Genomic DNA, 12,675 nt, shown 5'->3' on the forward strand with positions numbered 1-12,675 from the left:
TAGTAATTTCTAATCAAGCAAAGGTTTTATAGCAATTTTAATTTTTTACTTGTGCCCAATTTTATAAGCAAATTCCTGTTCAGGTACAAGAATACTATGTATTTGGTACTCACAATCAGTGTAAGTAGTTGAGCTTATGAGCTTGTAGAGTAGGTGTCTTACCTACTCTAGCAACTCATAGCGATCGCTATTCAACAGAACTGAATATCAATCTTCTCCTTTGATATCCTGGGGTACGAAACTTGGTAAGTCAGTAGTGTCAACCGCAAAGACGAAAAATTTGTTTGGGTTGTCAATACCCGGCGCTATAGTACCTACGAAGTCGTTGTCATTGGCGATAAATAACGTATGCTTTTTCACACGGTTGATAACCACATCTTCTCCGAAGGCTAAACCTTCAAGCTTGGCGGGAATGTCCTCTTCTTTGATGCCGTTTTGAGTTAGCGCAGTCACCACATCAAGGAACAGGGTTTTGCTAACCGCCTTGCCAACAAGGTTGCTTTCCCCGGTGATATTGCTTACTTCTTGAGCATTCGTCAGATCGATCCGATATATTTTCTTGAAGGCAGCCTTTGAGCCGTCGCCAAAGCCCTTGCCATCGCGTTCATCTACTAAGAATTCGCGATCGCTGATTGCCAAAATCTCGCTGACGGTGGGATACTTCGGTTTAGCCAAGGTGCCAATATTATCTAGCTGATAAGCGTATTCCTGGGTGACACCTGTTTCTATGTCAATCTTAACGATTCTGGTATAAGCACCATTAGTACCACCGTCTTGGAGCAGTGGACTCTGCAAAATGCCAACCAGGGTTTTACCGTTGGGAGTAATCGCAAGTCCTTCCATGCCTTTGTTAGCAACCCTACCAGACGTGTTGCCAGTGATTTCTGTATCACTAACGGGACTTAAGTTGCTGACTGCAAACTTGCTAGGTAGGTTAAAGACCCTAATCCGCTTACCTGTATTGCGGTTAAATTGATATACATAAGGGCCATATTCATCAGAGATAAATATCTCCTTGCCATTATTGGATACACGCACCCCTTCAGGGTCGAAACGGGCATTGTTGGGATATGTCGAGATTTGAGTGGGGTTGAAGTTGTCTGAGCGTCCAGTGAAATAGTTTTTATTCTTAGTATTCAAAGCTGGGACACCACTGCCTAAACCCAATCCCGCACCATTCCCATAGTAAAGAGGCTCATTGCTGAATAGCAGAGTCGTGTCAATTAAGGAAGGGGTAAGTGTGAAAGGCAACGCTGAACCAATCTTGCTTGGTGAGAGTTTCACTTTGATAGTTTGGAAGCGGTTGATATAGGATGCTGTGTCACTGACAGCGCTGTTGTATGACACGGCATTTGGCCCTCGGTCTGGGATAGCGATAAAGGTGTTACAGCCAGCGTAGGCCAATCCCGACCCTAAACCACCCAATAGGTTGCCCGGAACGCCGTTTTCAAGGGGAGCAGATGTTTTGTTGGAGCGATCGCTAATATTACCATCTAGACTCCCAATTGCAATTAATTTAACCTCTGCATTGGCGGCAGGAGCCACAGCAAATAACGTCAACAAGGACAAAATTAGACTTTTGTTGAGCATATCAGTTCTATATTCTAAAAGACAGTATTTATTGAGGAATATTGCCAGTTTTTTTACTTTTACTAGTATCTATTTTTCATAGTTAAGCGAAAACTAAGCTTAGATTAAGCAAAGGTTATTAAAGCCCAGATAAAAACCCTCAGTAGTAGTATTCTCAATCTGCTAGCGAGATAGAAAAACCACACAAAAGCATAGGATTTAACGGTAACTGAATAGGAAATAAAGGGTTTAAAAAACTTAACTAAATACGACTTGCTACTACCAAAACATAACCAAAAATTACTGATGGCTTAACTATTGACTATCAATATTTTTATTTGATGGTTATCCTAATTATAGAAAAATTGCATGAAACCTAGCAAAAATCAAGGGTATCTATTAAGTCTTTTGTTCCTAAGTAGCTTGAGTGCAAATATACAATCAGTTAGCGCTCGAACTACCAGCCCCGTTGGTAACTTACAGGGTGGGGCAGCTTTATTACCCACAGGTCAAACTATTACACCCGCAGCAGCACCAGGTTCAACGTTTGCACCTTTAGCAACTGGTTTGCGTACGGATGATAATGCTGATGCGGCTGAAGCAGTAAGCACAGCCCTCAGCCCTGATGGAAAAACTTTACTGGTGCTTACCAGTGGCTATAATCAAAACTTCAAAAATGAAAACACGGGCAGTACTTTCACTTATCCTGTATTAGACCCACAAACTGGCAAGTCAAGTAGTACAACAACTCCAAAAGCAGAATGGGTTTTTGTCTATGATGTCAGTAGCGGGAAGTTGGTTAAAAAGCAACAGATTAATATTCCGAATACCTATAACGGTTTAGCTTGGGCCAAAGACGGCTCACGCTTCTTTGTATCAGGTGGGATTGACGATCGCGTCTATGTTTATGCGTCTAACGGCAGCCAGTACCTACCAGATGCCCCCTTTATTTTACTAGGTCACAATTCTAACCAAACTGACCCGTTTCCTAAATATGATGGCGGTTTGTTAAAAGATACGCCAGCGAAGGCTGTGGCAACGGGAGCAGTTGTAGCGGGTATTGCGGTTAGTAAGGATGGCAAAACCTTAGTGGCTGCAAACTTTGAGAATGACTCAATATCAATTGTTGATACTACTACCCGTAAGGTAACTAAAGAAATTAAGTTTTTTAGACCAGGCGATAAAATAGCAACCGGGGAATTTCCTTTTGATGTAGCCATTAAGAGTGCAGAAAACGGTCAAGCTGCTAAAGTCTTCATTAGTAGCCAGCGCGACAACGAAGTCCTTGCTGTTGACATTACTTCTGGACAAATTACGCGTATACCAATTGGTAGCCAACCAAATAAAGTACTGCTCTCGTCTAGCCAAAATCGACTGTATGTAGCTAATGGTAATGATGACTCGATTTCCGTCATTGATACAAATAACAATCGGGTTATTCAAACCATCTCTTTGTCTCGCCCTGGTGAGAAATATAAAGGTGCAAATCCTAACTCTTTAACCCTCAGTCCAGATGGACGAACACTTTACGTTACTCTAGGGGGCGAGAATGCGATCGCTGTTGTGGACTTGCAAGGTGGTAGAGTAAATGGACGCATCCCCACTGGCTGGTATCCCAATTCTGTAAGCGTCAGTCAAGATGGTCAAAGACTTTACGTTGTCAATGCCAAGAGTAATTCTGGCCCCAACCCCGCAGGAAACCTGACAACTACAGCAGGACTAGCACGCAATACTAATTTTAAAAATGAGTACAACTGGGCTTTAGAAAAAGCTGGTATCTCAATTATTCCAGTGCCCAAGGGTGCGACTCTGGGTACACTTTCAGCGCAAGTGGATAAAAATAATGGTTTCTACAATCGCCGTCCTGACCGGACGATGAGGTATTTACAAGGCAAAATTAAGCACGTTATCTACATAGTTAAAGAAAACCGTACTTATGACCAAGTACTTGGTGACTTGCCTGTCGGTAATGGCGACCCAACACTTACCTTGTTTCCCAACAATATTTCACCAAACCATCACAAGCTATCCTTTGGCTTCGCAACTTTTGATAATTTTTACGACAGTGGCGAATCGAGTGGAGTTGGTTGGAACTGGTCTACCTATGGTCGTACTACAGATTACACCGAAAAAACTCAATCAGTTCTTTACGGTAACGCCGGCTTTAACGGCTTAACCTACGATTACGAAGGTACAAATCGGAATATCAGTCTCGCACTGTCCCAAACTTCCTCAAATAAATCGCCAATCAATACCCGTATCACAGGTATTTTAGATCCTTCTGGGCATTCTTCCATATTGCCTGGAGACAGGGATGTTGATGCTCCTGAAGGTGATGGTAATCTCCAGCCGGATGCCATTGGTGGTTATCTGTGGGATACAGCGCTACGTGCTGGCAAGACTGTACGTAATTACGGTTTCTTTGTTGATAATGCAGTTCCCTACACTACTAGCCAAAGCGATCCTACTAAACCCGATCCAAAAAACCCGACTTATATCCCCATCTCCCCAACTCCTTACGCTGACAAGATTCCTCAAGCTCCTGTTACCAAAACTGTACTGTTGGATAAAACCGACCTTTACTTCCGGTCATTCGATCAAAATAATGCTGATACTTATTTGTACAGCGAATGGGAAAGGGATCTGAAGCAAAATGGACTACCCAATTTAATGCTTGTGCGTTTATCTCACGATCATTTTGGCTCCTTTGGTACTGCTTTGGCTGGACTAAATACTCCTGAATTGCAAATGGCAGATAATGACTATGCTATTGGCAAATTGGTAGAGAAAATTTCTCATCTGCCGGAGTGGAAAGAAACGGCAATTTTCATCATTGAAGATGATTCCCAAAATGGGCCAGATCACGTTGATTCTCACCGTTCTTTAGCCTACATTATTTCGCCCTACACAAAACGGGGTGCGCTCGTCAGCACTAACTACAACACCATTAGTGTATTGCGGACAATGGAGGATTTGTTAAACATTGGCTATTTGGCAATTACTGATGCTAATGCTGAACCAATGTCAGATGCTTTCACTAGAGAACCCAATTTTGAACCTTACACAGCTATTGTGCCAGGTAACTTGTGTACCAATCCTGTAGATCCAAAACTAGTACCAGCTTGCCAAGATCGCAATGTTGAAAAGACAGCAGCTATGCCGATTCTAAATCCTAAAAAATGGTGGGCTGCTATGACCAAGGACTTCAATTTTGTAGGTGAAGATAAGCTCGATCCAGAAGAGTTCAACGAAATTCTCTGGGCAGGAATTAAGGGCGATGGCATTCCTTATCCTGAAGAACGTAACCGTAAAGACTTGCGGCAAAATCGCGCTCAAATGCTAAAGCATTGGGAATTAAGTCAAAGAGATAACTCTACTGAAGCGAAGAAGTAAGTATTAGAGGTTGGATATAAAGACGTAGCACTGCTACGTCTTTACAAGGATTTTAATAGGTCAATTTTCGTGTGATTGCCTGTTTTTGAATTGATAATAAATGGTGTGAGGATTACAGAAAAATGGTCAAAATGTTTTGGAAGTGGTTGCCGATTTGTCCAGTGACTTTGGGGCTCTTCTCGGTAATCACTACCACAACTGGGGCGATGCCTGCGGCGGGCGATGCCAACGCACTTCCAGCTAAAACGGGAACTGTTCAAGAATCAGCAGGACAGGTAACATCTGTTTCTCAACTGTCGGATGTACAGCCGACAGATTGGGCATTCGGTGCATTGCAATCTTTGGTGGAGCGTTATGGGTGTATTGCAGGTTATCCTAATGCAACTTATCGCGGTAATCGGGCTTTAACTCGTTACGAATTTGCGGCTGGAATTAATGCCTGTTTAGATCGGGTCAATGAACTAATTTCAACTGCAACAACTGACATCGTTAAAAAAGAAGATTTAGCAACTCTGCAAAAATTACAAGAACAGTTCGCGTCTGAATTGGCAAGTTTGCGGGGTCGAGTAGATGCTTTAGAACCTCACTTAGAAACTCTGGAAAAACAGCAGTTTTCAACCACGACAAAACTTCATGGTGAGGCAATTTTTGCTCTATCAGGGTTTGCATCTGGACAAGATGCCGATAATGCTGATATTCCGAGAAGCACGACTTTTGGCGATCGCGTTCGCCTCAACTTTGACACCAGTTTCACTGGACAAGACTTACTCCGAGTTCGCTTACAAGCCCTTAACCTCAATTACTTCTCTAGTGAAGGTGGCACTGGAACTAGATTACCAGAAGGGACTCTAGCTTTTAATGCAGAAATTGGAGATGAAGATCCTGAAAATAATCAAGTTGGAGTTGAGACACTGTATTACAGATTTCCTCTAGGCAAAAAAACCGAAGTTACTTTTTTTGCCAACGAAGGGGAAGTTGAAGATTTTGTGGATACAATCAACCCCTTTTTGGATGGGGATGAGGGAGCCAGTGGTGCTTTATCCAAGTTTGGCAGTCGGAACTCAGTTTACTACTTTTTACCTGCTGGAGCCGGAGTTGGGTTGACACACCGCCTCTCTGACCAGTTGGAGTTGAGTTTGGGATATTTGTCTAGTACAGCATCAAACCCCAACGCTAACAGAGGTTTATTCAATGGTTCTTACGGTGCGATCGCTCAATTGACTTTCCAACCTAGCGATCGCCTCAGTATCGGTTTAACTTACGTCAACGCCTACAATAACTTGGGTGAAGATTTGGCAATCCCAGGTACTGGTAGCCAAAAGGCTAACTTGGGCTTAGTTACTGATTCGCCGACTTCCACCAACGCTTACGGCTTGGAAGCATCCTATCAAGTAAATTCCGGCTTTTTGATTAATGCTTGGGCTGGCTTTGCCAAAACCCGCGTTTTGGGCCTAGGGAATGCCGATATTTGGAATTATGCAGTTGCTTTAGCTTTCCCGGATTTGGGTAAAAAAGGCAATCTCGCGGGGATTGTTGTGGGTATGGAGCCGAAAGTAACCGGTGCTGATGAGGCGATTGCGAATGTATTTACGGAGATAGTTGCACCGCAAAACCGCGACTCTGCTCAAGACAGAAATACCTCTTTACACGTTGAGGGTTTTTACAGCTATGCAGTTTCAGACAATATTACCATCACCCCTGGTTTAATTTGGCTGACTGCTCCCAACCATGACGATCAAAACAGTGATGCTGTACTGGGAGTTATTAGAACTACCTTTACCTTCTAAATTCTGCTGTGGTTTTATTCAAGACAATTGAAGGATTTGTTATGCACAAAATACGATTGAGTTCCATCTTTTTCAGATATAGTCTGACCTCTGTTATATTATTAACAACACTTTCTGCTGGGTTAATTCGCCCAATCAAAACCCTAGCTGAATGCACCCCTGGTACTAATAACTGCGAGAAGAAAACAGATAATTCTTCCTGTGATTCTAGAAATCCACACAACTTGGTTGCAGACACTGCAAGAATGCGAAGAATTAAGATTGCTTGGGATGTATGTCAAAAAAATGATTTTTATCAAGTAAGTTGGGGCAACGATAAAGATGATATGACGCAAATTGATGACCCAACAGCACGTAGTTGGACTTATGTGGGAGCCAGGGATCTTGTTAAGTACACATTTAAAGTCCGTGGGTGCAATGCTCGTCCTACTCAAGATGCTGCTCAAGAACCAGATTGCACCCCTTGGACAGAATTACTTGTAACAACACCTGATTGGTAACTCTTGCTGGTTGTTTCTAGAGATCACTTACACAAATCTATTTTGAGGATAATCGATATGAAATTGTTTCCACAATTAGCGATCGCTACTAGTCTTGTTTTGAGTTTGGCTATCTTAAGCACTAAATCCGTATCGGCTGCAATTGTTAATTATGCTTTCAGTGTTGATAGTTCTACAGCTAAGGGGAACGGTTTATTTAGCTTTGATGACTCAACTTTCAGTAATGATAATATCCCGGTAGCGCCACTTCAGGCGTTGACTTTTCAATTTGATAATGACCCCAATATTTATACTGCAAAGGATGATATTGAATATCCAGATTATCCCGTTACATTTCCAACAGTGTCATTAGCAGATAACGCATCGATTGGATTGCTGTACAACTTCCTTGACAAAGTTAATCCTTCTAAAAGTTACGAAATTGCTGGAACATTATTTTCCGTATCCTCCGAAACTCCTGATTCCGGTACAGTTTCTTATCGAGAAGTACCTGAACCTAGTACTTTAGATAGCACACTTCTGGTTGGCGGCATTGGCTTGTTCTTGAACAGAAAGTTAAGATCGATCAAAAAGATTAAAGCTTAATTTTCACTTAAGAGAGTGTAATATGGTTGTATTCGCAACTGCATATACTCTCTTAATAATCGTATAAAAAACAAAATATCCATGAAAATTACTGACATTCATCATATAGCTATTATTTGTTCTGACTACAATCGCTCTAAAAGTTTTTATGTCGAGACTTTAGGCTTTTCGATTATTGAAGAGACTTTTCGTGCCGAAAGGAATTCTTATAAATTAGATTTAAAAGTTGGCGAAAATGGTCAGATAGAGTTATTCTCTTTTCCCAATCCTCCGCAACGATTTAGTAGTCCAGAGGCTTGTGGGTTAAGACATCTTGCTTTTAAAGTTGACAATATTGAGGAAACTGTTTTTTACTTAAACTCCCAAGGTGTAGAAACAGAGAATATCAGAATTGACGAAATCACAGGTAAGAAATTCACTTTTTTTAAAGATCCAGATAATTTGCCGTTAGAAATTTATGAAAATTAGAAAATATAAATTTTTTGATTAAATAATTGTAGATAAATAGCAAATGAACAAGCTATTTGGTAAAATTCTCAAATGTTTGAAAATATATGTAAATTTTTAGCTGAAAATTTCTCCAGCGACTTCGCCACTTGGTTATTAGGCGAACCCATTACCTTAACCGAATTAAGTCCAAAAGAATTATCTATCGAACCCATTCGTGCTGATGCCTTAATCCTGCTACAGTCGGAGCAAACCATCTTGCATTTGGAATTTCAAACCCAAGTCGATGCAGAAATTCCTTTTCGGATGATTGACTATCGATTGCGAGTGTATCGCCGTTTTCCCCACAAATCAATGCATCAAGTTGTAATTTACCTCAAGCAGACAAATTCGGATTTGGTGCAACAAAATACATTTACAATTGCTGGAACACGCCATGAATTCACAGTTGTCAGACTTTGGGAACAACCAACCGAAGTATTTTTGAGAACACCTGGACTTTTACCTTTGGCAGTGTTGAGTAGTACAATTGAACCAGAAGTTATACTAAATGAAGTGGCGCGTGAAATTAACGGTATTACAGAATCAAGAACTCAAAGTAATATTGCCGCTTCCACGGCTATTTTAGCTGGTTTAGTATTAAATAAAGAGGTTATTAGACCAGGGCAAACGCATCTTATTTACTAATAAAAACTAAGGGAGATTCCAAAATGACATAGATAATTGCAAAAATCGGTGAAATGATAAATAAAATAAATCAAATATTTTTCAAAATTTGAATTAGCTTATCTTCAACTGAATGACTAATCGTCAATACTAAAATAATTCAATTATGAGCTACATAAGAATATATTTACTTAGAGAATAAATAAAACTTTTATGTAAAACATTCAACTCAAGTTTTGATGTACTATTTTAAGCTAACGCTAAAATACTTAGTAAGTATTTGTTATCCATCGCCGCGAGAAACTGTTTATTTTTGATTCCACGTTTGACACGCTTCTCTTGACTTAAAAGATTGACTGCAAGATGTCTGAGAATTGCAAAATTATGTGGGGCATTATCTTTTCTAATTCGACAGTCATCTTCTCTTAAGGCAACATCCAATAGCCAATGCAATGAATTTTCAATTCCCCAATGACTGCGAATAGAATTACCAAACTGTTTAGCATCTGACTCAAGGCTACTGATAAAATACCGAGTTTCAAACCGTTGTTTCACCATTGAATGAACGGACAGATTCTACCATGCCAACACTATTAAAATTTGACCAAATTGAATCTGGGTTAAGCCGAGATTCAATTTGAGAGAACATTACGTAATTGCGGATTTCATGACGACCATGCCCTGTTTCTTCTGTTTTATACGTGCTATGTGCAATCCCCTCAAATCCTGTAGCTATGCCTGAAGAGAATAGTTTTTCTACTTCATCATAAAGATTTCCTTGATTCTTCTTTAACCCAATTACATAATCTGCATTTTGCTGTGTGATTAGCTTCACAATCTCCTTCTGGCAGCCAATTGCATCAATGGTCACAATACATCCTGACAGTTCTAATACCTTTAATAATTCTGGAATTGCTGTAATTTCATTTGATTTTTGATCTACTTTTACTTGTCCCAGCACTAATTTATTTGTAGTTGCCCAGGCACTTACCATTATAATTGCGCTTTGGTCACTACTTGTATCATAAGAACCACGTAAAGTTTTCCCATCAAGCGCGACAACTTCACCATCAGTTATCTTCTGTATTGATTTCATCCAGCTCAGAAAACATTCCTGGAACTGTTGAGGATTTATTTGTGCAAATACTCTTGCAAATGTATCGTGGGACGGAATCCCATTTGGTAATTCTAAAAATGTTTTTAACCATTCATACTTTGCACAACCATAAGTCTCTACGGCTACCCAACCATCCGCACCACAAATCACAGCACATACGGCAATGGTCATGATATCGATTAATTTATGTCGTTTGGTGCGATCTACTCGTGGATCTTGTATCACCGCAAAATGGTCAGCAATCGTAATTTTGGGTTTCAGCTTCATAGAGAGGAGAATAAGAACGTAATTCTTCTTTCTGATAAATGTGAGAATACCACGTTCAATGAAGGCCAGCCGTCCTCACTTTCACAGCATCTGTAAAAGTCACTTTGATCGGAAGGGCGATGGTGTAACCGTCCTTCCCGGCGGCGATCGCATAAATTGAGCTTTTCTTTGTGCTGATCTTCTCATAATTCCTAGTCATTAATCTAAAACTATTGAGAATCAGACTGTGAGAAAACCTACGCTAGAAGAGTGGAGAACTGACCGTGAAAGCTCAGGCAGCCGTCGGCTGCCTCTAACTCCCCCCTCGTAATGATTATCATTTTTATAACGAGTGAGATTTAATTTCCTCAAAGCCTTATGTAGTTTGAGTCTTGGTGTATTTCGCCCCATCAGTGAGAGGTTAGAGTGATTGCACTTTTGTCAAGAGGGTGCGGGAAAAGGCGATAAATCCAGCTTGGAGACTGGTTTTCGCAGGGCTTTAACTACTCCTAAATCTTGATTTTCTTTGGCAGCGAAGTACTGAATTGGGTCATCCGCCTTACCTTTGTCATAGGCGACGCTAAAATGATATAAACCACGAAAAATCATCTCTAAAGAAATGCGGTCAAATGGCAGAGATAATTCGTCTGCAACCGCATCTCCCAAGTCAACCAATACTGCATAAAAGAGCCAAGTTGCCCACACTTGTAACTTCACACCATTAATAGAACCAGTCCATAAATACGAAAGTCCCAATAAACGTTTGACCACATAGAAAGCTTCTTCAATCCTCCATCTTTTCCGATATAAGTCAGCAACAACGTAGGGAGGTAATATTTGCGGGTCTAGGACAGAAGTAATGTAAGAATAGCTAGTTTTACCGACTTTTATTTCAATTAGACGTAAAGTCAGTACTGGTGCGCCACGACGAATAGTACCAAGTTGAATTAATCGGTCTTTAAGCGAATGGTCATAGCTAAAAATCTTTAAGTATTTAATAGATGCTTTAACTTTTAAACGTGTAACAAAATGAACTTCTTGGTTAATAAGTTGTTGCAAAAATTGAAAATGATAAAAACCTCTGTCAAGTAAAATCAGAGTTTTAGCAGGCAGTAAATTTAGTAATGCCGCTTCAAAATTAGTGTCTGATGCTGCGGGATTAGTGTGAAACCAAACTTCGACAGGTAAGCGAGTTACCAAATCAATAATTGTACAAATCTTACCTGCTAGTTGCCCTGCTTTCAAGTCTTCCAGGCTTTTTAACTTCCGAAATAAAGCTTCTAGAGTTGACCCATCAGCAATCCAAATTCGTTCAAAATTACGCAGTGTAAACTTAACACTATCTGGTAGTGGCCGCCTGAGCCGTTGCTGCCAATTAAATTGCAATTGAGGGAGCAGATCTTTAAATACTCGCTCAAATAATTCAGATGGAAATACTAAAAATCTTTCAGAAAGAGATTGTTGGGCAACTTTAGTAACAGGACACCATAATAAACCTTCTCGTGCTAACAGACGATTCAACTCTTGAATGCCAGGAACTTGTCGCCACAACAGTGTTAATACTGCTGCCACCATTAAGGATAAATTCAGAATTCTATCTCGTAATCCTAATTGCTTGTAATATTTTTGTTGAGCAAAAACTGCTGGTGTTAATAAAGCTTCTAAGTGTTGAGAAATCGCCTCATTATCTATAGTAGGAGTATTATGTTTGTGCGCGTGGTCAGAGTTTTGTTTTTGTCGCTTGGGCATAATGGTAGACCAAACTTTTCATTACCTCATTTGATAATTGAATTTACCTAACAATGCTGCCCACTTTTTACGTCGTTACAATACTTTTTCATCTCCTATAAAAGCAGTTAAACATTTTAAAGATAATGATAATCAAATATAGGTGGGGGAGGAGGTGAGCGTCGCTCACCTCCTCCCCCTACCCTCAACACGATTATCATTCTTGTTTAAGATTTTTTGAGTATTTTAACTGATTGACAAAAAACACTTTGTTCTAACCTCTCACGGATGATTTCGCCCTGATTCAGGCTCGTCAATATTTAGATGCGTTTGCCCTGGTTATTAGACGAGTTTTGAGGTCAGACATTATGCGCGAGTCAGCGATTTATCAAGATATTTTACAAGAAGGGAAAGCTGAAGGGAAAGCTGAAGGGAAAGCCGAAGGGAAAGCCGAAGGGAAGGCTGAAGGGAAAGCTGAAGCTTTACTTGAAGTGGCAAGTAACCTTTTTAATACTGGTATGCCATTAGAACAGATAGCAAGATTGACAGGGTTATCAATTGAGCAGTTACAGTATTTGCAGGTAAGCAAATCTGGTGATTCAAAATAAATAATCGGTGCAGGTTGACTGCACCGATT

The 12,675-nt window shown here is 40.3% G+C and carries 7 protein-coding genes and 3 pseudogenes; 7 read left to right on the forward strand and 3 right to left on the reverse strand.

Annotated features, from left to right (window positions below):
- Nucleotides 1-207: 207 nt before the first annotated feature.
- Nucleotides 208-1,590, reverse strand: a complete 1,383-nt coding sequence (locus FD724_RS06165; RefSeq protein WP_256874467.1) for an esterase-like activity of phytase family protein — start codon at nucleotides 1,588-1,590, stop codon at nucleotides 208-210.
- A 348-nt stretch (nucleotides 1,591-1,938) separates the two neighbouring features.
- Here FD724_RS06165 and FD724_RS06170 point away from each other — a divergent pair, with 348 nt between their 5' ends.
- The 6 genes and pseudogenes from FD724_RS06170 to FD724_RS06195 all read left to right on the forward strand — a co-directional run.
- Nucleotides 1,939-4,962, forward strand: a complete 3,024-nt coding sequence (locus tag FD724_RS06170; RefSeq protein WP_179071942.1) for a bifunctional YncE family protein/alkaline phosphatase family protein — start codon at nucleotides 1,939-1,941, stop codon at nucleotides 4,960-4,962.
- Between the two features lie 122 nt (nucleotides 4,963-5,084).
- On the forward strand, nucleotides 5,085-6,749 hold the full coding sequence (locus FD724_RS06175) for an iron uptake porin (RefSeq protein ID WP_179071943.1): 1,665 nt from the start codon (nucleotides 5,085-5,087) through the stop codon (nucleotides 6,747-6,749).
- Between the two features lie 41 nt (nucleotides 6,750-6,790).
- Nucleotides 6,791-7,249, forward strand: coding sequence for a hypothetical protein (locus FD724_RS06180; RefSeq protein WP_179071944.1), 459 nt, complete (start codon nucleotides 6,791-6,793; stop codon nucleotides 7,247-7,249).
- Nucleotides 7,250-7,306: 57 nt separating this feature from the next.
- Nucleotides 7,307-7,834 (forward strand): PEP-CTERM sorting domain-containing protein, encoded by a 528-nt coding sequence (locus tag FD724_RS06185; RefSeq protein ID WP_179071945.1) that lies wholly within the window; start codon nucleotides 7,307-7,309, stop codon nucleotides 7,832-7,834.
- 81 nt (nucleotides 7,835-7,915) lie between these two features.
- Nucleotides 7,916-8,302, forward strand: coding sequence for a VOC family protein (locus FD724_RS06190; protein ID WP_179071946.1), 387 nt, complete (start codon nucleotides 7,916-7,918; stop codon nucleotides 8,300-8,302).
- Nucleotides 8,303-8,374: 72 nt separating this feature from the next.
- Nucleotides 8,375-8,941, forward strand: a pseudogene (locus tag FD724_RS06195) (Rpn family recombination-promoting nuclease/putative transposase); the annotation flags it as partial.
- 255 nt (nucleotides 8,942-9,196) lie between these two features.
- Here FD724_RS06195 and FD724_RS06200 read toward each other — a convergent pair.
- Nucleotides 9,197-10,331: pseudogene (locus tag FD724_RS06200) on the reverse strand (ISAs1 family transposase).
- A gap of 432 nt (nucleotides 10,332-10,763) precedes the next feature.
- Nucleotides 10,764-12,059, reverse strand: a pseudogene (locus FD724_RS06205) (IS4 family transposase); the annotation flags it as partial.
- Between the two features lie 347 nt (nucleotides 12,060-12,406).
- Here FD724_RS06205 and FD724_RS06210 point away from each other — a divergent pair.
- A complete protein-coding gene (locus tag FD724_RS06210) occupies nucleotides 12,407-12,646 on the forward strand; it encodes a hypothetical protein (RefSeq protein ID WP_256874468.1) in 240 nt (79 codons plus the stop codon).
- The last annotated feature ends 29 nt before the right edge of the window (nucleotides 12,647-12,675 follow it).

The organism is Nostoc sp. C057, assembly GCF_013393925.1.
In the GTDB taxonomy this organism is placed as follows: Bacteria; Cyanobacteriota; Cyanobacteriia; order Cyanobacteriales; family Nostocaceae; genus Nostoc; species Nostoc muscorum_A.

What these genes read in the sequence shown, in the direction of transcription:
- FD724_RS06165 (WP_256874467.1), bottom strand. Translation starts at nt 1,590, where the DNA reads ATGCTCAACAAAAGTCTAATTTTGTCCTTGTTGACGTTATTTGCTGTG.
- FD724_RS06170 (WP_179071942.1), top strand. Translation starts at nt 1,939, where the DNA reads ATGAAACCTAGCAAAAATCAAGGGTATCTATTAAGTCTTTTGTTCCTA.
- FD724_RS06175 (WP_179071943.1), top strand. Translation starts at nt 5,085, where the DNA reads ATGGTCAAAATGTTTTGGAAGTGGTTGCCGATTTGTCCAGTGACTTTG.
- FD724_RS06180 (WP_179071944.1), top strand. Translation starts at nt 6,791, where the DNA reads ATGCACAAAATACGATTGAGTTCCATCTTTTTCAGATATAGTCTGACC.
- FD724_RS06185 (WP_179071945.1), top strand. Translation starts at nt 7,307, where the DNA reads ATGAAATTGTTTCCACAATTAGCGATCGCTACTAGTCTTGTTTTGAGT.
- FD724_RS06190 (WP_179071946.1), top strand. Translation starts at nt 7,916, where the DNA reads ATGAAAATTACTGACATTCATCATATAGCTATTATTTGTTCTGACTAC.
- FD724_RS06210 (WP_256874468.1), top strand. Translation starts at nt 12,407, where the DNA reads ATGCGCGAGTCAGCGATTTATCAAGATATTTTACAAGAAGGGAAAGCT.